This is a genomic window from Vibrio sp. zbq_1 (assembly GCF_043102935.1).
GTDB classification, from domain to species: Bacteria; Pseudomonadota; Gammaproteobacteria; order Enterobacterales; family Vibrionaceae; genus Vibrio; species Vibrio parahaemolyticus.
This window is the reverse complement of sequence record NZ_JBICJH010000042.1, coordinates 362,085-384,381: the sequence shown is the minus strand read 5'-3', so window position 1 is coordinate 384,381 and position 22,297 is coordinate 362,085. Positions and strand designations below refer to the sequence as shown.

The following is a 22,297-nucleotide window of genomic DNA, read 5'->3' as shown; positions in this document are numbered from 1 at the left end:
TATTTACCTCTTGTTACTACCTTTTGGCTTCAAATCGTTTGCACATCAATTTTATCGTATTGCGCATGGCTGCCGATAAACCGTATGTAAACCACTTTGTAGGCATAATTGATCCAAACAACTAACCGGTATTTATTACCGGCAATGTTAAACACGACACGCCCATCTTTGAGGATGCTGGCATTTCTAAAGTCCTGTTTCACATCCGACGGTGATCCCCAATCAGCGTTTAATGCATGCCTATACCACGCTAAAGTTGGCTCTTTAGCATCAATGTATTCTGGGCTGTCTTCCCAAAATGTTTTTAAGGTTGATAGTGCGATAATTCTCATAAATAGATGGTAGTCCCATATTGGGACTTTTGCAAGTTTGGTATTTTTGATGCGGTTAGGAGTTTTTACCGCATCCCCAATTGCCCCATTCCTTGGGGCGGTTCACATCCCTCTTATTCACCCTCTAAAGCTCGGCATATCAAGTGTTGCCCCATTGTCCCAACTGCCCACGGTAAGTGAGCAAATGTGGGCTTGTTAGTTTCACCTGATGGGCCTTTTCGGCATGCGGCTGCGTTTGCCATCGAAGAAGGCCAATACTCTGAACCAATAGAGTGATTCTTCATACCCCAAGCTGTGCGTTGGACGTGCAGGCGGGATGAGCCCCAGTTTGCGTCCTAAACTGACAATCACGTAGAACATGAGCTTTAGTATCAGCCAAGGAGCGAGTACCACGAATACCATCAGGCAATGCCGAGTCAGTGCGTAGCCTATACCATGAGACTGTTCGAGTAGGGCAATGCCAATACACCAGCCAAACCCTGCCAGCACGGCTATTGGAAAGGTAATGGGGGCGAGTCGCATCATAAATTGCATGTTAATGCCCTCCTGCGTGCTGTTGCGAATGTGGCTCAAAGTTCACTAGCGGTTCAACCACATCAGCCACGGTTTGATGGGCAATACGGCGCTCTTCAAAGTAATCGTGGCGGTCGTAGATACCCTCAACGCCTTTTAGCTTATGGTTAAGACAGCGTTCGGCCACATTGCCTGCAATGCCCAAAGAGGCGGCAAGGCTGCGAAAGGTGCGGCGCAAATCGTGTACGGTGAAGTGTTCAAGTTTGCCCATTTTATTGGGAGGCTGTTTTTTGCGCCCAGGCTCGCGACCAAAGAGTTTAGAAATGGCCCGGTTTAGCGTATCTGGCCCCATATGCGGACGATGGCTTGCTCGTCTGGCTGGGAAAACATAAGGCGAGCCACAAGCGCGGATTTGCAACTCGTTAAACCAGGCAATGGCTTGGCGCGGTAAGGGGATGCTAATGGGTACGCCGGTTTTGCTGCGTTCTTTGGGCAGATCCCACACGCCTGTGGTTAAATCCATTTCACGCCACATGGCTTCGCAAAGTTCGCTTTTGCGTACGCCCAATACCAAAAAAAGACAGCAAGCGAGGTAGTTGTCGCGGCCAAAGCTATTGATATGGGTATGAAACACGCTAAAGGCGTAGTGAATTTCCTCTTTGCTGAGCATCCTGTCTTTACTGGACTCCACGCCCCCTGCATCGTCCACGGTAAATGCTGCGGCTGGGTTGTTCAGGGTTAAGTCGAGCTTTATCGCATGTCGAAACAGCTGCTTCATGTACATCAAGGTATCGTTGGCAATGGTAGGGCGGTTACTTTCTCGAATGCGCTCTAATACTTCGCGTACATCGCGTGCGGTCACCTCAGCAATACCCTTAATGCCAATGACTGGGCTTATGTCTTTGGTGTAAACCCGATACGGAATCTTGGGATGCTTAAGTCGTCGGCTCAGATCGGTTCGATACCAGTCATGGAACAGTTGATCCACGGTTTCAATGTCAGGTAACTCGATTTTCTGTTTTTCTAGAAGAGGATCTACGCCGTCGCGTACTTCTTTTCGAAAGTATGCGGCGGCAATTCTGGCGTCTGCCAACGACATTAAAGGAAATTGCCCCAAGGTTGCTTCTCGTCTTCCTTTGGCTGTGGTGTAGCGGATCATCCAGTAAGGCGAGCCTTGTTTGCGGACGCAAAAGTATAGACCTTCACCATCTGAATATTTTTTTGGGTCGGCTTTGCTGTATGCAATAACCTGTTTTGCTGTGAGTTTTCCCATGTTTACTCCATAGTTGCTGAAATAATGGAGGGGGCAATAATGGCTGCCCACCACCGATTTGCTTATTGAATCAGCAGCTAACCTGTTGTGGTGGCGAGTTAAATGCGAAAATTGGGTAACTTACTGCCCACCAATTTGCTCACCGCAAAACGCTTATTGAGCCAAAATGAGGGGGCTGCCCACCATTCTGCCCACCACTAAACAGGCAGTTGGTAACGGACATCTGCAAACCGATTTGGACGGGAAAAATAAAAAAGCCCTGTATTTACAAGCAAATAACAGGGCTTCTAAGACATTCTTGGACGGGTGAAAAAACTATTCTATGTTTTGAATTTGTTCGCGCATTTGTTCGATCAGAACTTTCAGTTCAACACCCGACGCAGTGATGTCGGTGCTGATCGATTTAGAAGCGAGCGTGTTTGACTCACGGTTGAATTCTTGCATCATGAAATCCAGACGACGACCGACTGCGCCACCTTTTTTCAGGATGTTGGTCGTTTCTTTCACGTGAGAATCCAGACGATCCAGCTCTTCTGCAACGTCTGACTTTTGCGCTAGCAAGATAAGCTCTTGTTCTACACGAGAAGCATCCAGTTCAATTTTCGCATCTTCAAATTTTGAGAATAGACGCTCACGTTGCCATTCTAGGATTTCAGGCATGCGAGCTCGAACTTTCACCACTTCTGCGGTAATCGCGTCTAGGCGTTGTTCGATCAGCGCTTTCATGTTGTCGCCTTCACGACCACGCGCTTCAATAAATTCACTAATTGCTTCATCAAATGCAGCAAGCAGTTCTTTGTTGACCTCATCCATGTTTTGCTCTGGAGTTTCCATCACACCAGGCCATTGCATGACTTGAAATGGATTGATGCGGCTGAGCTCACCAGTCATGTGCATAACTTGTTCAGCAGCTTTAATCACTTGGGTTGCCAACGCTTCGTTGATGCTAAGCTCGGCTTTTGCTGCAGGGTTCGCTTCGAAACGAAGGCTACATTCCACTTTTCCTCGCGCTAGACGTTTACGAAAACGCTCGCGTAGAACTGGTTCCAAAGCTCGGAATTGTTCTGGCATGCGGAAATAGGTTTCTAGGTAACGCTGGTTTACACTGCGGATTTCCCATACCGCTGAGCCCCAGTCGCCTTTTACTTCTTTGCGCGCATACGCAGTCATACTGTAAATCATCGAATTTTCCTGTCTTCATTTTTTGAAAATTACCTAGAGAGTGTATCACGGAGCGGCAAGAGGTGCGCGGGCTGTCTTACATCAGTGTCTCGCAAATATGCTCCCAGGAAATGTTTAGAGGGAGTGAAGCTATGACCTAGGAATCCGAAATCGATTCCGCTATAATCTTCGCCCAACCAAATCGTCTTCTCCTCATTATTTAAGGTAGATGCCCATGCGTCCAAACGATCGCAAGGCGGACCAAGTTCGCCCAATCAAAATTACTCGTAACTACACGGCTTACGCTGAAGGTTCAGTGTTAGTTGAGTTCGGTAACACCAAAGTGTTGTGTAATGCGACCGTCGAAGAATCAGTGCCACGTTGGTTAAAAGGCCAAGGTAAAGGCTGGGTGACCGCTGAATACGGCATGCTACCTCGTGCGACTCACTCGCGTACTCGCCGTGAAGCGGCAAACGGTAAGCAGGGTGGCCGTACAATGGAAATCCAACGCCTTATCGCGCGTAGCCTACGTGCAGTTGTCGATTTGCAAGCTATGGGCGAATTCATGATCACGGTTGACTGTGATGTAATTCAAGCTGACGGCGGCACACGTACTGCATCAATCAGTGGTGCAAGCGTTGCAATGGCAGATGCATTCCAACATCTAGTCGATAGTGGCAAGCTAAAAGCAAACCCAATGAAAGGCCACGTAGCGGCAGTATCAGTTGGTTTGCTTGGTGATGAAGTGCTGTGTGACCTTGAGTACGTTGAAGATTCAGCAGCAGACACCGACATGAACGTTGTGATGACAGAAGAAGGTAAGATGATTGAGATTCAGGGCACCGCAGAAGGTGAACCGTTCAGTCATGAACAGCTGATGGCATTACTCGAATCGGCGAAAGTCGGCATTACGGAAATCGTTGCGGCGCAGAAGGCGGCGTTAGCCAATTGATTTAGATAGCTCCCATTATGGGGGCTATTTTTTTATCTCGGGATTAGAGAATTGAATGATTGCCGAGAAGAGATAAAAGAAACCAAGGAAATAGAGAGAAAATAATGAAAGCATACCAGCGTGAATTTATTGAGTTTGCACTTGAGAAAGAAGTTCTTAAGTTTGGTGAGTTTACTTTGAAATCTGGCCGTAAAAGCCCGTACTTCTTTAACGCTGGTCTTTTCAATACAGGCCGTGACCTAGCGCGTCTTGGTCGTTTCTACGCGGCAGCACTTGCGGATTCTGGTATCGAATTCGATGTTCTATTCGGCCCTGCGTACAAAGGGATTCCAATCGCGACAACTACGGCGGTTGCACTTGCGGATCACCACGATATCGATACGCCTTACTGCTTCAACCGTAAAGAAGCAAAAAATCACGGCGAAGGCGGTAATCTAGTCGGTTCTGCTTTAGAAGGTCGTATCATGCTGGTGGATGACGTGATTACAGCGGGTACCGCGATTCGTGAATCGATGGAAATCATCAAGGCGAATGGTGCAGATCTGGCTGGCGTATTAGTGGCTATCGACCGCCAAGAGAAAGGCAAAGGCGAACTTTCTGCGATTCAGGAAGTTGAGCGCGACTTCGGTTGTGCGGTGATTTCTATCGTGAGTTTGGGTGACTTAATCACTTACCTTGAAGAAAAAGGTAACGCGACCGAGCATCTTGAAGCGGTGAAAGCATACCGCGCGGAATACGGCATCTAATTTCCCACTTTTTCAATTCAATAAAAAAGGTATCCAATCGGATACCTTTTCTTTTGCGATTTACTTGTAGCGAATGCCTTTGGGCTCGTTTTCATCTTGCATGGTTTTGTAGCGTTTGTGCAGCCACATCCATTGCTCAGGTGCTCGCAAAATCACTTCTTCCACGTACTTGTTCATGTAAGCCGCTGCAGCCACTTCATCTTTTTGTGGGTAATCGGCTTCAATGCACTTATCAGCGATGATTTCGTATTTGCCTTCGTCATTGCGGAAACCAGAACCTGGAATGATCGCGCATTTTGATGTGTAGGCTAAAATGCTGGTGCCGGTTGTTGTACAAGCGTCATCAATGGCAAAAAACGGCACGAAGACCGATTTATTGCGGCCGTAATCGTGGTCAGGTAAGTAGAACAAACGCTCGCCGCTGCGCAGTACACGAATCATCTTTTTCACATCTTTGCGATCAATCAGTTTGTTGCCGTTGTGCGTGCGCCCCCAATATTGGATGAAGTTGTACGCTGGGTTGTTGTGAGGACGAAATGCGCCGTAACCCGCAACACCTAAAACAGCAAAAGCTCGCGCGGTAATTTCTAAGTTAAGAGCGTGCACACAACACAACAATACGCCTTTCCCTTCCGCGCCTTTTTCTTTTAGAGCGTGGATGTCTTTCTCGACAATGAGCGTTTTGAAGCGCCATGTAGGCCAAAACCATGTAATACCGGTTTCGATCAGTGCCATCCCGGTATTCTTGAAGTTTTCTTCCACGATATGTTGCACTTCTTCTGGCGTTTTCGCGGGGAATGCCAGTTCAAGGTTGCGCTTCGCGATATGCACGCGCTTTTTGCCATAGCGCATGCCTAGCTTGCCAAGTGAGCGCCCCAAAGACAGTAATAGGCGATAAGGAAGAATATTGACGATGATAGCCAGTAGACCAAAACCAAGCCAAACTCCCCAGTTACGAGGATGGAGAAGGGAAAGAGAAAACTCGGGCTGTGTGTATTTGTCTTTACTCATAATCTCTACTTAATTTGTGCACTGAGTAGTGCCCAATACTCGTCAAAGTTTGCAGTAGGTTGGTACTTGAAATCGCTGCGCACAAAACGGTTCAGGCTGCCTTCAACTTGCCCAAGAATTTGCGCAGCAAGAATACGCTCTTCTACAGGGAAAGATTTACCTTCACGAATTTTACGCTCACGCAGAATCTGACGTAGTTGGGTTTCGATACGTTCAAACAGCTGGTTGATGCGTTCACGTAGACGTTCGTTTTCAAACATTAAAGCATGACCAGACAGAATACGTGTCAAGCCTGGGTTACGTTCTGAAAATGCAAGAATCAGGTGCATTACCATACGAATACGCTCTAGTGTATCTTTCTCGTCATCTAAAATGCGGTTGATGCGAGTCATCAAGGCTTCTTCGATGAACTCAATCAAACCTTCAAACATGCGAGCTTTACTTGGGAAATGACGGTACAACGCGGCTTCGGAGACGCCGACTTGTTTTGCCAATTTTGCCGTAGTAATGCGTGAAGCGCCTTCTGTAGATTCAAGCATTTGTGCTAATGCTTGCAAGATCTCTTCACGACGATTGGATTTTTTACTGCCGGCCATTAGTTACTTCCTTTCAAAATACAAAGTTGAGCGGAGGGGATTATAAGATGCTAAGTCGCATCACACTAGACTGCTGAGGGCGGAATGGGAGATTTAACACCCTCAGTTGTCATGTTTAGACTAAATTTGTGCCAGTTCTTAATTAGAAAATAAGTGCGAATTACATCAATTCACGCATTTTCTCGAGGATTTTGAAGCTCAGGGCTTCTTTTGACTCTAGAGCTAATGCAAGCTCACCATCAGGCCAAAATAGGGTGATGGCGTTGTCATTACTATTGAAGCCTTGGCCTTCGACTGACACATCGTTAGCGCAGATCATATTGAGGTTTTTCTTCGCTAACTTTCCTCGGGCATAAGTTTCGACATCGTTGGTTTCTGCTGCAAAACCTACCGTAAATGGGCGCTTATCAGTCAGTGCTGCGACGGACGCTACAATATCAGGGTTTTTCACCATTTTGATGGTCATCTGATCGTTGTCTGCCGTCTTTTTCAACTTTTGAGACGCAATGGCCTCTGGTCGATAATCCGCTACTGCTGCGCAGCTGATGAACGCGTCGTGACTGATGGCTTGAGCCATCACGGCCTCATACATTTCTTGTGCGCTAGACACGTTAATGCGCTCCACTCCCATCGGTGTGCTCAGGTTGACAGGGCCGCTCACTAGCGTGACTTTTGCGCCTAACTGCGCGGCAGCGTTTGCTAGTGCATACCCCATTTTCCCGGAGCTGTGGTTCGTAATGTAACGCACTGGGTCGATGGCTTCTCGCGTTGGGCCTGCTGAGATCAGAATGGACTTGCCTTCCAAGACTTTAGGTTGGAAAAACTGCTCACACAGATGCACCAATTGCATTGGTTCAAGCATTCGACCCGGACCAACATCACCACAGGCTTGTTCACCTGCTGCTGGACCCCAAATGTGCATACCGCGGCGAGCTAGAGTCGCAATGTTCTCTTGCGTCGCGATGTTGCGATACATTTGCTGATTCATTGCTGGAGATACCGCAACAGGCGAATCCGTTGCCAACACTAACGTCGTCAATAAATCATTGCCCATGCCAGCTGACATACGAGCAATGAGGTCTGCCGTAGCAGGAGCAAGCAGCACTAAATCCGCCCATTTAGCTAACTCGATGTGACCCATTGACGCTTCAGCCGCCGGATCGAGCAAGCTATCGGATACTGGTCGTCCTGAGACGGCCTGCATGGTTAACGGAGTAATAAACTCTTTTGCAGCTTTCGTCATGACGACTTGAACTTGTGCCCCTCTCTCTATTAGGCGACGGGTTAGCTCCGCACATTTATACGCGGCAATACCGCCACTGATGCCGAGTAGAATTTTCTTTCCTGCTAGTGTTTGCATGTGAGATCTCCAATTTTTCTGGCAGCGAGTTTAGCATAACGGACTGTTTCAGCACCCAAGCAAATCAAATCCACATCAAACTCCACAGCATTAGTTGCGCAAGTGGAGAAAAAACTCCCGCCTATCTCACAGATAATTTGAGCTGATTTTGCAAGATTGAAAAGAAAAAAGAGGTGGTACAAACATGGTGTTGAAAAGTCGAAACAAATTGCTGCTGATAACCTTAATTCCTCTGTTGTTGATCACGACATTGATCTCTGTGGTGTATTACATCAACAGCAGTAAGAGTTTGGAGGCGGAGCTCGTTCGAGACAGACAGGAGCTTATTGATGCGCGTAAGAAAGAGCTAAAAGCCTACATGATGATGGGTGTAACGGCGATTAAGCCGCTGTATGACTCTGACGTTAATGGCAATAATAAACAAGCGGCGAAAGAAATCTTAAAAGCGATGCGCTTTGAAAGTGATGGGTACTTTTTCGCGTATGATTCTCAAGGCATCAATACCTTACACGCCATCAAACCGTCGCTGGAAGGTAAAAATCTGTATGACCTTAAAGATGAAAATGGCGTAGCGGTGATTGCTGGCTTGATTGATGCGTCGCAAAAAGGTGATGGCTTTTTGTATTTCTCTTGGCACAAACCAACCATCAACGCTCAGGCACCGAAATTGGGTTACGCTGAGTATCTACAAAAATGGGACTGGGTGCTTGGTACTGGGATCTACATTGATGACATCGACCAACAAGTTGTCATGCAGCGTGAATTGCGCACGCAAGAGTTAAATCAACACACTTTATCTGCGGTGACAATCTCGGTGATTGGCCTGATTATTACCAGCATCTTAACCAGCATTGCTGTTTCGAAAGGCATTAAACCACTTCAGCACGTCGCCGATTCTCTCAAAGATGTTGCTGCGGGTGGCGGTGACTTAACTGCGCGTCTAAAAGTGGAAAGTAAAGACGAAGTTGGCGAAGTCGCGGCTGCCTTTAATGAGTTTATGGATAAACTTCACCCACTGATGCAGGACATTCATAAATCTGCTTCTGCCGTTCAAACAGTTTCTGAAGAACTGAATGATCAAACGCGCACAGCGAGCGGTCAAATGCAGAGTCACTGTTTGGAAACGGATAAAGTGGTGACAGCCGTAACAGAGATGAGCATGACGGCAAAAGAAGTCGCGAGCAATACAAATGCCACTGCGCAGGCCATTGACGATGCGAACGATCAGGTCACCGAAGCCCAGCGAGAGGTTGAACAAGCGATTCAAGGCATTACTGAGTTGGTTACAGAGATCAACAGTACATCGGATGCTATCTCTGAGTTGAGTCAGCAAACGGAGCAGATTACCAAAGTATTGGATGTGATTGGCGAGATTGCTGAGCAGACCAACTTATTGGCGCTCAATGCGGCAATTGAAGCCGCGCGAGCGGGCGAGCAAGGGCGTGGATTTGCAGTGGTGGCCGATGAAGTACGTTCACTAGCGAGCCGTACGCAAAATAGCACTCATGAAATTGGCGATATGCTTAAACAGCTACAAAGTGGGGTATATCGAGCCGTCACGACTATGTCCGCCAGTCAAGAACGCGGCGTGAAAACGGCTGAAGAGTCGGCACTGATTCAACAGTCTTTGTCTGGTGTCCACCATTCTATTGGTACAATTCGAGATATGGGAATTCAAACCGCATCAGCGGCAGAAGAACAAAGTGCGGTGGCGGAAGACATCAACCAGAACTTGGTGGCGATTCAACAGATCGTCAACAACATCAATGACACCTTGCAATACGCAGAAACGATCAGCACTCAGTTGTCACAATCCGGCACGGAAATTCACGATCTGGTCGGCAACTTTAAACTCTGATGAACCATTAAATTGCACATAAAATCAGTGTGGAACGAAGAAAGCGAAAGTCACCCTCGACTTTCGCTTTCTGTTTTGTGGAATAGGGATTCTTACCTTCAAAGAGAGTTCCGATGATACTCAAAGCTTTGCCAAATGAGTCGATGCCACGAGAGAAACTTCTGCAACGTGGGCCGCAGGCGTTAACCGATGCCGAATTACTGGCGATATTCCTCCGTACGGGTACGCAAGGTATGAACGTGATTGAGTTGGCCGATTTCCTTATTCAAGATTTTGGTTCGCTTAGGCAGCTGTTCTCTGCTTCAGAACAAGAGTTTTGTCAGCATAAAGGGTTAGGGCAGGCCAAATATGTGCAATTGCAAGCGGTGTTAGAAATGACTCAGCGATATTTGGCGGAAACCCTCAAGCGTGGCGACGCCTTAACCAGCCCTGAGCAAACTAAATTATATCTTTCCTCTATATTAAGAGACCGCCAAAGAGAGGCTTTTTACATTCTTTTCCTCGATAACCAACACCGAGTAATAAAAGATGAGATTTTATTCGAAGGAACCTTGGATGCCGCATCAGTTTACCCTAGAGAAGTAGTAAAAAGAGCCCTGCACCACAACGCGGCTGCTTTGATTTTGGCGCATAACCACCCGTCCGGTGTCGCCGAGCCAAGCCAGGCAGACCGCAGGATTACAAGGCGATTAATTGATGCGTTGGCGCTGGTGGATATTCGCATTTTGGACCATTTCGTTATTGGCGATGGGGAAAGTGTCTCTTTTGCTGAAAGAGGATGGATATAACTGTGCGTTTTTTAGGTTGTTAGTTGCTAAAAATCTGCTATCATCCTCGCCACTAAATTTTTAACTGAATTCAGCTTGGACTGCTAGAAAAAACCTGCTGTCTAAAAAAAGATCACGAAAACCTGTAAAAAGGATCTGTTCGGGTCTTGAGCAATGCATATCAAGTTAGTATAATGCGCGACCTTTGATAGCCTTGTATGGATTTTCCATAGCGGTTCTTAACCTCTAACTTCTTTTCGAGAGATAGAGAGGTTCGGCCACCAAGGTTGATATCGAGCTGAAACGATTTTGGAGAAGACATTCATGTCACGAGTATGCCAAGTAACTGGTAAGCGTCCAGTAACGGGTAACAACCGTTCACACGCACGAAATGCTACTAAGCGTCGTTTTCTGCCGAACCTACAAACTCATCGTTTCTGGGTAGAGAGCGAAAAACGTTTTGTTAAACTACGCCTTACTGCAAAAGGTATGCGCATCATCGACAAGAAAGGTATCGATACTGTTCTTGCTGATATCCGTGCACGTGGCGAAAACGTTTAAGAGGAAATAGGCAATGGCAAAGAAAGGCGTTCGTGAGAAAATCCGTCTAGTATCTTCAGCAGGTACAGGCCACTTCTACACAACTGATAAGAACAAGCGTAACATGCCAGGCAAATTTGAGATCAAGAAATTTGATCCAGTTGTACGCCAGCACGTTATGTACAAAGAAGCTAAAATCAAATAATTGGTTTTGTCTCTTTGACGATTTGAAAAACCCAACTTTCGAGTTGGGTTTTTTATTATCTGAAATCCTCACTATTCCTTCAAATCCACCTTCACCATGTTTACATGCTGATGCTCTAGTCAATTCCTGTAACCTTTGTTAGTTTGTCACTAGAACTAAGATAGTAGGAACCGTTATGCGTATTAGTCCGACTCGCCGTCGCCGTTGGAACAATATTCTAATATTGGGCATTATCGCGTTTATCGTGATCTTAAATGCGCCGATGTGGATCAAAACGTACTTGTTGTCAGAGAATGTTGATCCTTATCCGCATTTACTTCGAACTGATCATTCGGTTAGCGCTATTTATTCCAATAGTCTTGAATTGGAGTTTCGCGATGGGCGATGGCATGCGAATGCAGATGTTCCTCTCCCTCTATCTGAACTTATTGCTCGCTGGCAAGCGCTCGAAGGTACGGAGTTATCTGCGCAGCAATACGACACTCTTAAAGATAAGTTAGGCACACCAGAAACCATCGAAGTCTGGTATCAAGGCGTCGAAGAACCGCAGCGAATTACTCTTTATCGTCTTCATGATTTTTGGTTGTTCAAGAATTGGCAAGACAAGTGGATCGCGATTTCTGTTGATAGCAATTACATCATGCCTAAGTGAGAGGTGGTCAATAACCTCGTAGGTAAGCAGTGTTTACGCTTGTACTTTTCGATTATGCTAACTGCCTTTCAGTAAGGCTTTGAGTGTTTTAAGGAGAATTAAATGCCTGAATTACCAGAAGTTGAAGTAAGCCGGATGGGTATTAGTCCACATATGGTTGGACAAACGATTGAGGCATTTGTTTTTCGCACCCCCAAACTGCGCTGGGATATCCCGCAAGAGCTGAAATTGCTTGAAGGGCAAGTGATTCGAGCCATTCATCGTCGCGCAAAGTATTTGCTCATAGAAACGGATGCAGGGACTGCCATTGTGCACCTTGGAATGTCAGGCTCGTTACGTGTGTTGGATGCTGATTTTCCTGCGGCTAAGCACGATCATGTCGATCTCAAACTTACAAATGGTAAAGTGCTGCGTTATAACGACCCTCGACGCTTTGGTGCTTGGCTATGGTGCGCTCCTGGTGAGTCCCATGCGGTACTTGAGCATATGGGACCAGAGCCTCTAACTGATGCGTTTAATAGCGAGTACATTGCTGATAAAGCACAAGGTAAGCGTGTCGCGGTAAAGCAGTTCATCATGGACAACAAAGTCGTGGTTGGCGTTGGGAATATCTACGCCAATGAATCTCTGTTTAAATCTCGTATTCTCCCAACCCGACAAGCAGGTCAAGTGACACCCCAAGAGTGGGGGCTGTTAGTGGAAAACATCAAAGCCACGCTAAAAATTGCGATTAACCAAGGTGGTACGACTTTAAAAGACTTCGCTCAAGCCGATGGCAAGCCGGGTTATTTTGCTCAAGAACTTCTAGTGTATGGAAAAGCGGGTGAGCCTTGCCCAGAATGTGGAGAGCCGCTTCAAGAGCTAAAAATTGGCCAACGTAATACCTTCTTCTGTAATGAGTGTCAGCAATAGAAATACGATCGCGTACGGTGTATTGCCATCAAGCAGTTGTAATCGCCGACCTTTCCTTCAATAATTCATACAATTTTGAATAGATCAGTACATCCTATGAAAGTCATTTACCCAGGTACATTTGATCCAGTGACCAATGGTCACTTAAATCTTATCGAGCGCACTCATGAAATGTTTGATGAAGTCGTTATTGGAGTAGCTGCAAGCCCTTCAAAGAACACTATGTTCACATTGGAAGAGCGCGTCGCTTTGATGGAAGAGGTAGTGGCACATTTACCTGGCGTGACAGTAAAAGGGTTTTCTGGATTGTTAGTGGATTTTGCTCGCCAAGAACAAGCCAAAGTGCTGATTCGTGGGTTAAGAACGACAGTCGACTTTGAGTATGAGTTTGGTTTGACTAACATGTATCGAAAACTACTACCTGGGATTGAGAGTGTATTTCTGACTCCAGAAGAAGAGTTTGCCTTTTTATCTTCGACCATCGTGCGTGAAGTTGCTATCCATGGCGGCAGTATTGAGCAGTTCGTTCCCGCGGCCGTTGCTAACGCTATTGAGAAGAAAGTAAATGAAAGACAGTAAGTTTCCTTATTATTTCTCAAACGCACTTTCGATGCTGGTTCCTCGTTTTGTATATCGAGCACAGGCAAAGCGTTTACTTTCTACTCTGACTGAAGCGGAGAAGCAGTACTGTCTTGAGCGAGTAAATTATTACAACAAGTGTGGGCAACCATTTGCGGTCGATAGCCGAGAACAGAGTTACGCTAAAATTGGAGAATTCAAAAAAACAAAAGGTTGGACTTATTTTTTCGATACGCGCCAAGTCATACGCTATTTCCCGTCTGAGTTTACATTCAACTACATCAATGGCGATGTGACGCATATTCCCAATGTTCCGAGCTTTATTAAAAGTCGCCCTATCCACGGCGACAATCAGAATTCTGTCGTTTTAAAGCTGAATCAAATTCGTCATTTCAAATTTATTGATGACGAAATGAGCTACCACGATAAGAAAGATATGGTGGCGTGGCGAGGTGTCGGTTTCCAACCGCACCGTTGCAAGGTGATACAAGCGTTCTATGACCATCCCCGTTGCAATATAGGTCAAACTCGACCGCAAGAAGGACAGCCTTGGGAAAAAGGCTTCATGAGTATTGAGGAGCAACTTCAATACAAGTTTTTGCTGTGTATTGAAGGTAATGATGTCGCAACTAACCTGAAGTGGGCAATGTCCTCTAACTCATTGGTTATTATGTCGAAACCTAAGTACGAAACGTGGTTTATGGAAGGTAAGCTAGAAGCTGGCATACACTATGTTGAAGTGCAGGATGATTATTCAGATTTGCCTGAAAAGATGGACTATTACTTAGCGAATGAGCAAGAAGCATTAGCGATCATTGAGAATGCGCACCAATGGGTTGAGCAGTTCAAAGATAAACGTAAAGAGCGTTTGATCTCATTAATGGTTGCCGATAAGTACTTCACCTTATCTCAACAACAATAAAAAAGGGGCGAAACGCCCCTTTCATATTTTTATAAGCTTCCAAAGTTTTTAAGCTTCTAGAAATTGGTCAACACCATTTTCACAACGCTTAAGCTTGTTTTTAATGGTGTTCTCTAAGATTTCATCGTTTTGGCCCAATGACGCGCGAGAGTTTTCTACGTGGTACAAGTGGTAGCCTACACCTGCGAATTTTAGGTACAGACGTGATTTGCCCGCATTCAACATGCGATGAACAAACTCGCTGTCTTCGCGTCCCCATCCAACAAAATCTTGGTTGAAGCCATTCACCTCGATGACATCTTGTCGCCAAAACGCCATGTTACAGCCGCGAGTTGCTTTATCGTTGTTGCGTTCGTATGAGAACCAGTTCGATAGCAGTGAGTTTGTGATGCAGTTCTTGCGGTTGCGGATCCCTTTGCTAAACACCGAAGGAACCAATCCGTTTTCCATAATTTCACGGCTGCACACTTCGTCAGTCAGAACTCGACCGCCTTGAACAAACCAATTTGGTTTTGCCACGCGTTTGTGGGATTCGATAAAAGTTTGTGACAACACCATATCGCCATCGACCATGATCAGGTAATCACCTGAAGCTTTAGCGATTGCACGGTTACGGCTCATGGAAAGCTGGAAGCCATTATCCTCGTGCCAACTATGAATCAGTGGAACCGGAAAACCTTCACGCATTTGGTCAACCATTGCTTTGGTGTCTTCTCGAGAACCATCATCTGCCACAATCACTTCGTCAGGCAAAACGGTTTGACGTTTCACGCTTTCTAACACCGCTTTTAATGCTTCTTTCCAGTTATAAGTGGTGATTATTAAAGTCGTTTTCATGATTTCTTTGCCTGTTCACGTAAGTAAAGATCAATGTATTTCACAAAGGTAGAGTGCATGCTAAGCCACGCCAGAATAAAGCCATGTTTACCGTCAAGAAAGCCTCTCTTGAGGATGTACATTTTTAAAAAACTGGCAAGAGCATGAACAATTGCAGTGGTTAAGCCGGATTTCTTTTTACCTTCACGCTCATCCGTCCAGGCCTTGAGGTAACCAGTGGTTTTATTGATGTAATGATGAAGATGCTCGTAAGTGTAGTGATGCAATCGACCATCTAACTTTTCAGTCTGATAGCTTTTCTCATCGACTTTTTCATGCACGAGTGAATCGTTGTAGTGCGTATATTCAGTGCGATACAAGCGAACAATCCAATCTGGAGACCAGCCAGAATGGTAGATGAACTTTCCGAATGCTGAGCTAAGTCGATTTAGTTTATACAAAACGTTCGGCTTATCTGCTGAAACAGCCTGTAAAATGCTTGCTTTTAGCTCAGGAGTAACCTGTTCATCGGCATCTAACCACAATACGTAGTCGGCCGTAACATATTGCTGCGCAAGTTGGCGTTGTTTTCCAAACCCCGGCCAGTCTAAGTTGGTATAGAACTTATCAGTGTATTGTCGGGCAATTTCTTCAGTGCGGTCAGTACTGCCCGAGTCGAGGATGACAATCTCATCAACCCAACCTTTTACGGTGTCTAGACAAGCTTTTAAATGCTTCTCTTCATTTTTGACGATTAAGGCAACGGCTAAAGTTGGCTTGGACAAATTGACTTCCTTCTTAACAAATCTATACAGGGAGTTTACTGGTATTGCGGGTACAAATCTTCTACGACTTGATTGAACATTGTAATCACTTGCTTGCTTGTGATGCGATTCATTGCTTTTTCATCTTTCGCACGAGTTCTCCAGCTTAGTTGTTGGCTGGTTTTTCCTGTTTCAGCCAAGATGACTTCCTCATAAACTGAGACGGCATACTGTAGATAGCGATATGGGCCCACTCGAACCGGATTATGGTGGGCGTATAAACCAATGATCGGTGTGTTCATGGCGCTTGCCATGTGAGCTGGCCCGGTATCAGGCGCGATGACCATGTCTACTTTGTCAATCAGAGCCAGCATTTGCAGGATTGAGCTTTGCCCAACTAAATTTAGACATGGCTCTTCCAGTCGAGATTGAATGGCATCTGCCAAATCCAGTTCGACTTGAGCTGGGCTGCCAGCCAGAATTACATTCCAACCTTGTGCTCTCGCATGGTGGATGACGTCTATGTACCCTTCAGCATTCCAGTTTTTATATGCTTTACTGGCTCCTGGCACAATCAGTAGGTTGGGTTTGTCGCAAGAAACATGATTCTCTGCCCACTCTTGGTCTTGTGCGGAGTAGGAAAGTGCCCAGTCTAGCTCCGTGTTAGGGATGCCAATTTGATGAGCAAATGCCATCAAACCATCCGCCACGTGCAGAGATTGTGGTGAGGGAACTTTGACATTGGTGAATAGTGTTTGAAAATCTTGGCTTCTGTCAGATGAAAAACCAAGTTTGTATTTTGCCTTAATGCCCAAAGTCGCGACGCTCGCTCGAATCGCATATTGCATATGTAACAGAGCATCAAATTCTCGGCCCTTTAACTGTTTCCACAAGGCTTTATAGCCATCTAAACCAGCTTTTTTATCGAATACAATGACTTCGACCCCCTCAATCGCCGCTAGCAACTGAGCTTCCAACTTGCCAGTAATCCAAGTTATTTGCGTGGTTGGCCACTGTTTCTGGATTGCTTGCACAGTAGCGATGGTATTACACACATCTCCAATAGCGGATAAACGCAAGATGCATAATGACGATGGGGCAGAAGTGAACATAATTATTGTCTGACTAGATGAATAGAGGCAGGTAAATTATGCAGACATCCCGAATAAATGTAAAATACACGGCTCCAATATAACGAAGTACCGATAAGTGTTCTGCAATGTCAAAGACAACACCGCATCAATCGCAAGAATCTGGAAAGCCAGGCAATACTGGGGTAAAGCGCATTATCAAAGCGACAGGTTATTCTATACAGGGATTAAAAGCCGCTTTTAAACATGAAGCTGCTGTTCGACAAGAGCTCGCTTTGCTAAGCATTGCTGTGATTTTGGCGTGCGTGGTTGATGTCGGGATGATAGAGCGCATCTTATTGATTGGTGTCGTGGTATTAGTTCTGATTGTCGAACTGATTAACTCCGCGATAGAAGCGGTGGTAGATCGCATTGGTGTTGAACGCCATGAATTAAGTGGCCGCGCTAAAGATATAGGATCGGCAGCCGTTATGGTTGCGTTGGCGTTCGCAGCTTTTAGTTGGCTATACATATTGGCCAGTCGCTACCTAGGCTAGAGGTTACAACATGATTCAGCAGTATCGAGATAGCAACCAAGTCATTTGGTTTGATGAGGAGCTTATTGAAGATCCTAGTCAGCCTATTTTTGATGCCGAGTATTGGCAATCCACCAACAAAGTAACTGGCAGTGCTTCAGGGCGTGGTACGACTTGGTTTGTTCAGCTTGATACGATGCAAGCCGCTCTGCGTCATTATCGACGTGGGGGTTTATTTGGTAAGTTAGTTAAAGACAATTATTGGTTTTCAGGTTGGGAGCAAACGCGTTGTGCGCAAGAGTTCCAACTATTACTTACACTGATTAATGCTGGCGTTCATGTGCCAAGGCCAATTGCTGCGAGAGCTGTGAAATCTGGATTGACATATCAGGCCGATTTATTGAGTGAGCGCATTCCTAACGCAAGAGACCTGGTCAGTATCTTGCAGGAAAAACCGTTACCGGAAGGAATGTATCAAAAAATAGGGCAAGAAATTGCCAAAATGCACAACGCTGGCGTTAATCACACAGACCTGAATATCCACAACATCTTGATCGATGACAAAGATAAAGTGTGGATTATTGATTTTGATAAGTGCCGCAAACAAGAGCATGGCGACTGGAAAAAGCAAAACTTAGAAAGGCTTCTTCGCTCATTCAAAAAAGAACTGCTCAAACGCCAAATCATTTGGCAAGCGTCCGATTTTGATCATGTACAAAAAAGTTATACTGAAAATACGTAAAGTGAGCTTTTTGTCAGTTATTCGTGAGACAATCCAATAGCGCATTTCGGTACACCCACTAAAAGTACCCATTAAAGTAGGTAACATTTGCAATGAAAATACTAGTAACAGGCGGGGCAGGCTTCATTGGCTCAGCTGTCGTTCGACACATTATTCGTGACACCCAAGATAGCGTCGTTAATTTAGACAAGCTCACCTACGCAGGAAACTTGGAGTCGTTGGTAGATGTCGCGGACAGTGACCGTTATTACTTCGAGCAAGTGGATATCTGTGACCGAACTGAACTAGACCGCGTGTTTTCAGAGCATCAACCCGATATGGTGATGCATTTAGCGGCTGAGTCGCATGTCGATCGCTCTATTGATGGTCCTGCTGCTTTTATTGAGACCAACGTCATGGGCACTTACCATCTTCTTGAAGCGGCGCGTCAATATTGGTCAAACCTTGAGGAAGCGGACAAATCGGCGTTTCGTTTTCATCATATTTCTACGGATGAAGTGTATGGCGATTTAGAGGGTACGGATGATTTATTCACCGAAACCACCTCATACGCTCCAAGCAGCCCATACTCGGCGTCTAAAGCGTCGAGCGATCACCTTGTACGCGCTTGGCAGCGTACTTATGGTCTCCCAACACTCGTAACCAATTGCTCAAACAACTATGGTCCGTACCACTTCCCAGAGAAGTTGATCCCACTGATGATTCTGAATGCCCTCGATGGCAAGCCTTTACCTGTGTATGGTGATGGCATGCAAATCCGAGATTGGCTGTTTGTGGAAGACCATGCTCGCGCGCTTTACAAAGTCGTGACGGAAGGTGAAATCGGTGAGACCTACAACATCGGAGGCCATAACGAAAAAGCAAACATCGAAGTAGTGAAAACCATTTGTGCTTTGCTTGAAGAGCTGCGACCAGACAAGCCGGCAGGTGTTGAGTCTTATGAATCTTTGATCACTTATGTCAAAGATCGCCCAGGTCATGATGTGCGCTACGCAATTGATGCGACCAAGATTGCTCAAGAGCTTAACTGGACGCCAGAAGAAACCTTTGAAAGCGGCATTCGTAAAACCGTGGAATGGTACCTCAATAATCCGCAATGGTGGCAACGCGTGCTTGATGGTTCATACAGTTTAGAGCGATTAGGAGCGGGCGAATAATGAAAGGCATTATTTTAGCAGGTGGCTCGGGCACTCGCCTTTACCCTATTACACGCGGTGTCTCTAAGCAGTTACTGCCGGTTTATGATAAACCAATGATTTACTACCCGTTGTCGGTACTCATGCTTGCTGGCATTCGTGAAATCTTGATCATCACCACGCCAGAAGACCAGGAAGGATTTCAGCGCCTATTGGGTGATGGCTCAGAGTTTGGCATTGAGTTGCAATACGCGATTCAACCAAGTCCAGATGGCTTAGCTCAAGCTTTCATCATAGGTGAAGAGTTCATTGGCGATGATTCAGTATGTTTGGTGCTGGGTGACAACATCTTTTATGGGCAAGGTTTTTCGCCGAAGCTACAGCAAGCCGCAGCATTAACAGAAGGTGCGACGGTCTTTGGGTATAAAGTGAAAGACCCAGAGCGTTTTGGTGTTGTTGAGTTTGATGATGAGATGCGAGCCATCTCGATTGAAGAAAAGCCGGTTGAACCGAAGTCCAGCTATGCGGTGACTGGTTTGTACTTCTACGATAATCGCGTCGTGGACATTGCCAAAACTATTCAACCGTCCCATCGTGGCGAGCTAGAAATTACGAGTATTAACCAAGCTTACTTAGAGCAAGGGAAGTTGACGGTTGACGTATTAGGCCGTGGCTTTGCCTGGTTAGACACCGGTACGCATGGCAGTTTGCTTGAAGCGGCGCACTTTGTTGAAACCATAGAAAAGCGCCAGGGTTATAAAGTGGCATGCTTGGAAGAGATTGCCTTCCGTCGCGGTTGGTTAACGCGAGAGCACATTCAAGCCGCAGGAAAAGCCTTATCTAAAAACGATTATGGCCGCTATCTTCTAGAGTTATTGGAAGAATAAATGTCGAATATACCGCTAATATCTTTTCAGAAAATGGGTGATGAGCGAGGCTCATTAATCTCGTTAGAGCAACATAAAAACATTCCTTTTGATATCAAACGTATTTACTACATCTTTGATACACAAAGCGGTTTAGCGAGAGGGTTTCATGCACACTACGACTTAGAGCAAGTCGCTATTTGTATGAAAGGTTGCGTGACTTTCTTAATTGATGATGGCACCACGAAAGAGACAGTGACGCTTTCCTCTCCCGATGTAGGATTGCATATCAAAGGGTTAAAATGGCGTGAGATGCACGACTTTTCTGAAGATTGTGTGCTAATGGTTGTCGCTAGTGAATTGTATGATGAAGCCGATTATATCCGTGACTATGACACATTTCTTAAAGAGGTAGCCCATGCGAATTCATGCACTCAGTGATGTTGCTTCATCGACGATTGGTGAGGGGACGTCTATTTGGCAATTTGCCGTGGTCCTTGCTGGGGCTAAAATTGGTCGTGACTGTAATATCTGTGCCCATACCTTCATCGAGAATGATGTGGTCCTAGGAGATAGAGTCACTGTAAAGTGCGGCGTTTATCTTTGGGATGGCATTGAAATTGAAGATGATGTGTTCATTGGCCCGGCAGCTGCTTTCACGAACGACAAGTTCCCACGTTCAAAAGTATGGCCAGAGGCATTTCCGAAAACAAAAATCCTGTCAGGCGCCTCCATCGGCGCCAATGCCACGATTTTGCCAGGCATAACCATTGGAAAAAATGCGATGGTTGGTGCGGGGAGTGTGGTCACCCGTTCAGTGCCGGACAATGCGGTTGTGGTTGGGAATCCAGCCAAGATAGTACGTTATGTAGAGAAAAATAATGGTTAATTTTTTAGAGCTTAAGCGTCTAAATGCGCAGTATGAAGACGAATTAAAACAAGCTTGTGCACGCGTGATTGAATCTGGCTGGTACATTCTTGGTAATGAAACGGAACAGTTTGAACAAGCATTTGCTGACTACTGTGGAGTTAAACACTGTGTAGGCGTTGCGAATGGCTTAGATGCTTTAACACTGACGTTAAAGGCTTGGCGAGAGCTAGGCAAACTTAACAAAGGTGATGAAGTTATCGTACCGGGCAATACCTATATCGCATCGGTATTGGCGGTCACCGAAGCGGACTTGGTACCGGTGTTTGTGGAGCCGGATGAGCAGACGCACAATATCAGTCCTGAAGCGATTGAAGCGGCGATTACAGAAAAGACCAAAGTGATTTTGCCGGTGCATTTGTATGGTCAGTTAGCCGATATGCCAGCGATTATGGCGTTGGCGACAAAATACAACCTTCTTGTGCTGGAAGACAGCGCTCAGTCTCATGGTGCGACACTTGCTGGTAAGAAGTCTGGAGCATGGGGGGATGCCTCTGGTTTTAGCTTCTATCCGGGTAAAAACCTAGGTGCGTTAGGTGATGGTGGCGCTATTACGACTAGCGATGATGAACTGGCAGAAACCTTGCGTGCCCTTCGTAACTACGGGTCTCATGTTAAATACCAGAATCTTTATCAAGGTTTGAACAGTCGTTTGGATGAAATTCAGTCGGCGATGTTGTCAGTGAAACTGAACTACCTTCCAGCGCAGACGAAAGCGCGTCAGGAGTTGGCGGAATTTTACTTACGTGAAATCAACAACCCGAATATTATCTTACCGGAAGTGGCTGAGCCTGAAGCCCATGTATGGCATTTGTTTGTGGTGCGCAGTTCAAACCGAGATGCATTGGTGAAGCATTTATCAGAGCATGGTATTCAGACACAAGTACATTACCCGATAGCGCCGCATAAACAGCAGGCTTATAAAGAGTTTAGTCATCTGTCATTGCCGCTGACGGAGCAGTTGCAAAATGAGGTGCTGTCATTGCCGATGTCGCCTTACTTGAGTGAGCAAGAGAGAAATGTTGTGGTTGATGCAGTGAACTCTTTTGAGGCCTAAGAG

Annotated in this window: 27 protein-coding genes; 17 read left to right on the top strand and 10 right to left on the bottom strand. The window is 45.9% G+C overall.

The features are described from left to right. Positions 1 to 29: 29 nt before the first annotated feature. From ACF8CV_RS21555 to ACF8CV_RS21540, 4 genes are all read right to left on the bottom strand, one after another. Entirely contained in the window at positions 30 to 332 is a 303-nt protein-coding gene (locus tag ACF8CV_RS21555) for a type II toxin-antitoxin system HigB family toxin (RefSeq protein ID WP_001219935.1), read from the bottom strand. A 201-nt stretch (positions 333 to 533) separates the two neighbouring features. Beyond that, positions 534 to 866 carry a hypothetical protein gene (locus tag ACF8CV_RS21550; protein ID WP_392417497.1) on the bottom strand — a complete coding sequence of 111 codons (333 nt, stop codon included), beginning with the start codon at positions 864 to 866 and terminating at the stop codon, positions 534 to 536. A 1-nt stretch (position 867) separates the two neighbouring features. Then, complete coding sequence (locus tag ACF8CV_RS21545) at positions 868 to 2,118, bottom strand: site-specific integrase (protein ID WP_228209220.1); 1,251 nt, start codon at positions 2,116 to 2,118, stop codon at positions 868 to 870. A 315-nt stretch (positions 2,119 to 2,433) separates the two neighbouring features. Next, positions 2,434 to 3,300: a YicC/YloC family endoribonuclease gene (locus ACF8CV_RS21540; RefSeq protein ID WP_015296114.1), complete on the bottom strand. Its 867-nt coding sequence runs from the start codon at positions 3,298 to 3,300 to the stop codon at positions 2,434 to 2,436. 214 nt (positions 3,301 to 3,514) lie between these two features. Between ACF8CV_RS21540 and rph the strand changes: the two genes are divergently transcribed. Together rph and pyrE are read left to right on the top strand one after the other, a co-directional pair. Next, positions 3,515 to 4,231 (top strand): ribonuclease PH, encoded by a 717-nt coding sequence (gene rph / locus ACF8CV_RS21535; RefSeq protein ID WP_005459025.1) that lies wholly within the window; start codon positions 3,515 to 3,517, stop codon positions 4,229 to 4,231. A 104-nt stretch (positions 4,232 to 4,335) separates the two neighbouring features. Continuing rightward, a complete protein-coding gene (gene pyrE, locus ACF8CV_RS21530; RefSeq protein WP_005458955.1) occupies positions 4,336 to 4,977 on the top strand; it encodes an orotate phosphoribosyltransferase in 642 nt (213 codons plus the stop codon). 60 nt (positions 4,978 to 5,037) lie between these two features. Here pyrE and ACF8CV_RS21525 read toward each other — a convergent pair whose 3' ends face one another. The 3 genes from ACF8CV_RS21525 to coaBC all read right to left on the bottom strand — a co-directional run bounded on the left by ACF8CV_RS21525 (position 5,038) and on the right by coaBC (position 7,944). Next, a complete protein-coding gene (locus tag ACF8CV_RS21525) occupies positions 5,038 to 5,988 on the bottom strand; it encodes a Kdo(2)-lipid IV(A) acyltransferase (protein WP_005496814.1) in 951 nt (316 codons plus the stop codon). A 5-nt stretch (positions 5,989 to 5,993) separates the two neighbouring features. Further along, the gene (gene slmA, locus ACF8CV_RS21520; RefSeq protein ID WP_043046348.1) at positions 5,994 to 6,584 is read right to left on the bottom strand and encodes a nucleoid occlusion factor SlmA; all 591 of its coding nucleotides are present in this window, start codon (positions 6,582 to 6,584) and stop codon (positions 5,994 to 5,996) included. A 160-nt stretch (positions 6,585 to 6,744) separates the two neighbouring features. Beyond that, a complete protein-coding gene (gene coaBC, locus ACF8CV_RS21515; protein WP_020839956.1) occupies positions 6,745 to 7,944 on the bottom strand; it encodes a bifunctional phosphopantothenoylcysteine decarboxylase/phosphopantothenate--cysteine ligase CoaBC in 1,200 nt (399 codons plus the stop codon). Between the two features lie 184 nt (positions 7,945 to 8,128). Here coaBC and ACF8CV_RS21510 point away from each other — a divergent pair, with 184 nt between their 5' ends. From ACF8CV_RS21510 to ACF8CV_RS21475, 8 genes are all read left to right on the top strand, one after another. Then, entirely contained in the window at positions 8,129 to 9,802 is a 1,674-nt protein-coding gene (locus tag ACF8CV_RS21510; RefSeq protein ID WP_138938346.1) for a methyl-accepting chemotaxis protein, read from the top strand. Between the two features lie 113 nt (positions 9,803 to 9,915). Next, positions 9,916 to 10,590: a DNA repair protein RadC gene (radC, locus tag ACF8CV_RS21505; RefSeq protein ID WP_005482037.1), complete on the top strand. Its 675-nt coding sequence runs from the start codon at positions 9,916 to 9,918 to the stop codon at positions 10,588 to 10,590. Between the two features lie 303 nt (positions 10,591 to 10,893). After that, positions 10,894 to 11,130, top strand: a complete 237-nt coding sequence (gene rpmB, locus ACF8CV_RS21500) for a 50S ribosomal protein L28 (RefSeq protein WP_005467944.1) — start codon at positions 10,894 to 10,896, stop codon at positions 11,128 to 11,130. Positions 11,131 to 11,143: 13 nt separating this feature from the next. Further along, positions 11,144 to 11,314 carry a 50S ribosomal protein L33 gene (gene rpmG / locus ACF8CV_RS21495; RefSeq protein WP_004410866.1) on the top strand — a complete coding sequence of 57 codons (171 nt, stop codon included), beginning with the start codon at positions 11,144 to 11,146 and terminating at the stop codon, positions 11,312 to 11,314. A 175-nt stretch (positions 11,315 to 11,489) separates the two neighbouring features. Continuing rightward, positions 11,490 to 11,966, top strand: a complete 477-nt coding sequence (locus tag ACF8CV_RS21490; protein ID WP_021486880.1) for a hypothetical protein — start codon at positions 11,490 to 11,492, stop codon at positions 11,964 to 11,966. A 102-nt stretch (positions 11,967 to 12,068) separates the two neighbouring features. Further along, positions 12,069 to 12,878: a bifunctional DNA-formamidopyrimidine glycosylase/DNA-(apurinic or apyrimidinic site) lyase gene (mutM, locus tag ACF8CV_RS21485; protein ID WP_138938347.1), complete on the top strand. Its 810-nt coding sequence runs from the start codon at positions 12,069 to 12,071 to the stop codon at positions 12,876 to 12,878. Between the two features lie 96 nt (positions 12,879 to 12,974). Beyond that, the gene (coaD, locus tag ACF8CV_RS21480; RefSeq protein WP_005462497.1) at positions 12,975 to 13,457 is read left to right on the top strand and encodes a pantetheine-phosphate adenylyltransferase; all 483 of its coding nucleotides are present in this window, start codon (positions 12,975 to 12,977) and stop codon (positions 13,455 to 13,457) included. Further along, positions 13,444 to 14,379 (top strand): glycosyl transferase family 90, encoded by a 936-nt coding sequence (locus ACF8CV_RS21475; RefSeq protein ID WP_005496821.1) that lies wholly within the window; start codon positions 13,444 to 13,446, stop codon positions 14,377 to 14,379. The genes coaD and ACF8CV_RS21475 overlap by 14 nt, the downstream gene beginning before the upstream one ends. 48 nt (positions 14,380 to 14,427) lie before the next feature. On the opposite strand, the gene ACF8CV_RS21470 is transcribed toward ACF8CV_RS21475, so the two are convergent. The 3 genes from ACF8CV_RS21470 to ACF8CV_RS21460 are packed head-to-tail and all read right to left on the bottom strand — an operon-like array spanning position 14,428 to position 17,071. After that, positions 14,428 to 15,216, bottom strand: a complete 789-nt coding sequence (locus ACF8CV_RS21470; RefSeq protein WP_023583813.1) for a glycosyltransferase family 2 protein — start codon at positions 15,214 to 15,216, stop codon at positions 14,428 to 14,430. Next, on the bottom strand, positions 15,213 to 15,980 hold the full coding sequence (locus tag ACF8CV_RS21465; RefSeq protein ID WP_005481414.1) for a glycosyltransferase family 2 protein: 768 nt from the start codon (positions 15,978 to 15,980) through the stop codon (positions 15,213 to 15,215). The genes ACF8CV_RS21470 and ACF8CV_RS21465 overlap by 4 nt, the downstream gene beginning before the upstream one ends. Before the next feature lie 35 nt (positions 15,981 to 16,015). Then, positions 16,016 to 17,071 (bottom strand): glycosyltransferase family 9 protein, encoded by a 1,056-nt coding sequence (locus ACF8CV_RS21460; RefSeq protein WP_025499281.1) that lies wholly within the window; start codon positions 17,069 to 17,071, stop codon positions 16,016 to 16,018. Between the two features lie 107 nt (positions 17,072 to 17,178). Between ACF8CV_RS21460 and ACF8CV_RS21455 the strand changes: the two genes are divergently transcribed. The 7 genes from ACF8CV_RS21455 to ACF8CV_RS21425 all read left to right on the top strand — a co-directional run bounded on the left by ACF8CV_RS21455 (position 17,179) and on the right by ACF8CV_RS21425 (position 22,294). Beyond that, positions 17,179 to 17,586: a diacylglycerol kinase gene (locus tag ACF8CV_RS21455; protein ID WP_005489604.1), complete on the top strand. Its 408-nt coding sequence runs from the start codon at positions 17,179 to 17,181 to the stop codon at positions 17,584 to 17,586. A gap of 10 nt (positions 17,587 to 17,596) precedes the next feature. Next, complete coding sequence (locus ACF8CV_RS21450) at positions 17,597 to 18,307, top strand: 3-deoxy-D-manno-octulosonic acid kinase (protein WP_005489691.1); 711 nt, start codon at positions 17,597 to 17,599, stop codon at positions 18,305 to 18,307. 92 nt (positions 18,308 to 18,399) lie between these two features. Next, entirely contained in the window at positions 18,400 to 19,464 is a 1,065-nt protein-coding gene (rfbB, locus tag ACF8CV_RS21445; RefSeq protein ID WP_021451723.1) for a dTDP-glucose 4,6-dehydratase, read from the top strand. Beyond that, entirely contained in the window at positions 19,464 to 20,330 is an 867-nt protein-coding gene (gene rfbA, locus ACF8CV_RS21440) for a glucose-1-phosphate thymidylyltransferase RfbA (RefSeq protein ID WP_102623191.1), read from the top strand. The genes rfbB and rfbA overlap by 1 nt, the downstream gene beginning before the upstream one ends. Continuing rightward, positions 20,331 to 20,750 (top strand): FdtA/QdtA family cupin domain-containing protein, encoded by a 420-nt coding sequence (locus tag ACF8CV_RS21435; protein WP_021486846.1) that lies wholly within the window; start codon positions 20,331 to 20,333, stop codon positions 20,748 to 20,750. Further along, positions 20,728 to 21,198, top strand: a complete 471-nt coding sequence (locus ACF8CV_RS21430; RefSeq protein ID WP_005496835.1) for an acyltransferase — start codon at positions 20,728 to 20,730, stop codon at positions 21,196 to 21,198. Before ACF8CV_RS21435 ends, ACF8CV_RS21430 begins: the two co-directional genes overlap by 23 nt. Further along, positions 21,191 to 22,294, top strand: coding sequence for a DegT/DnrJ/EryC1/StrS aminotransferase family protein (locus tag ACF8CV_RS21425; protein ID WP_025623990.1), 1,104 nt, complete (start codon positions 21,191 to 21,193; stop codon positions 22,292 to 22,294). The genes ACF8CV_RS21430 and ACF8CV_RS21425 overlap by 8 nt, the downstream gene beginning before the upstream one ends. Positions 22,295 to 22,297 lie beyond the last annotated feature (3 nt).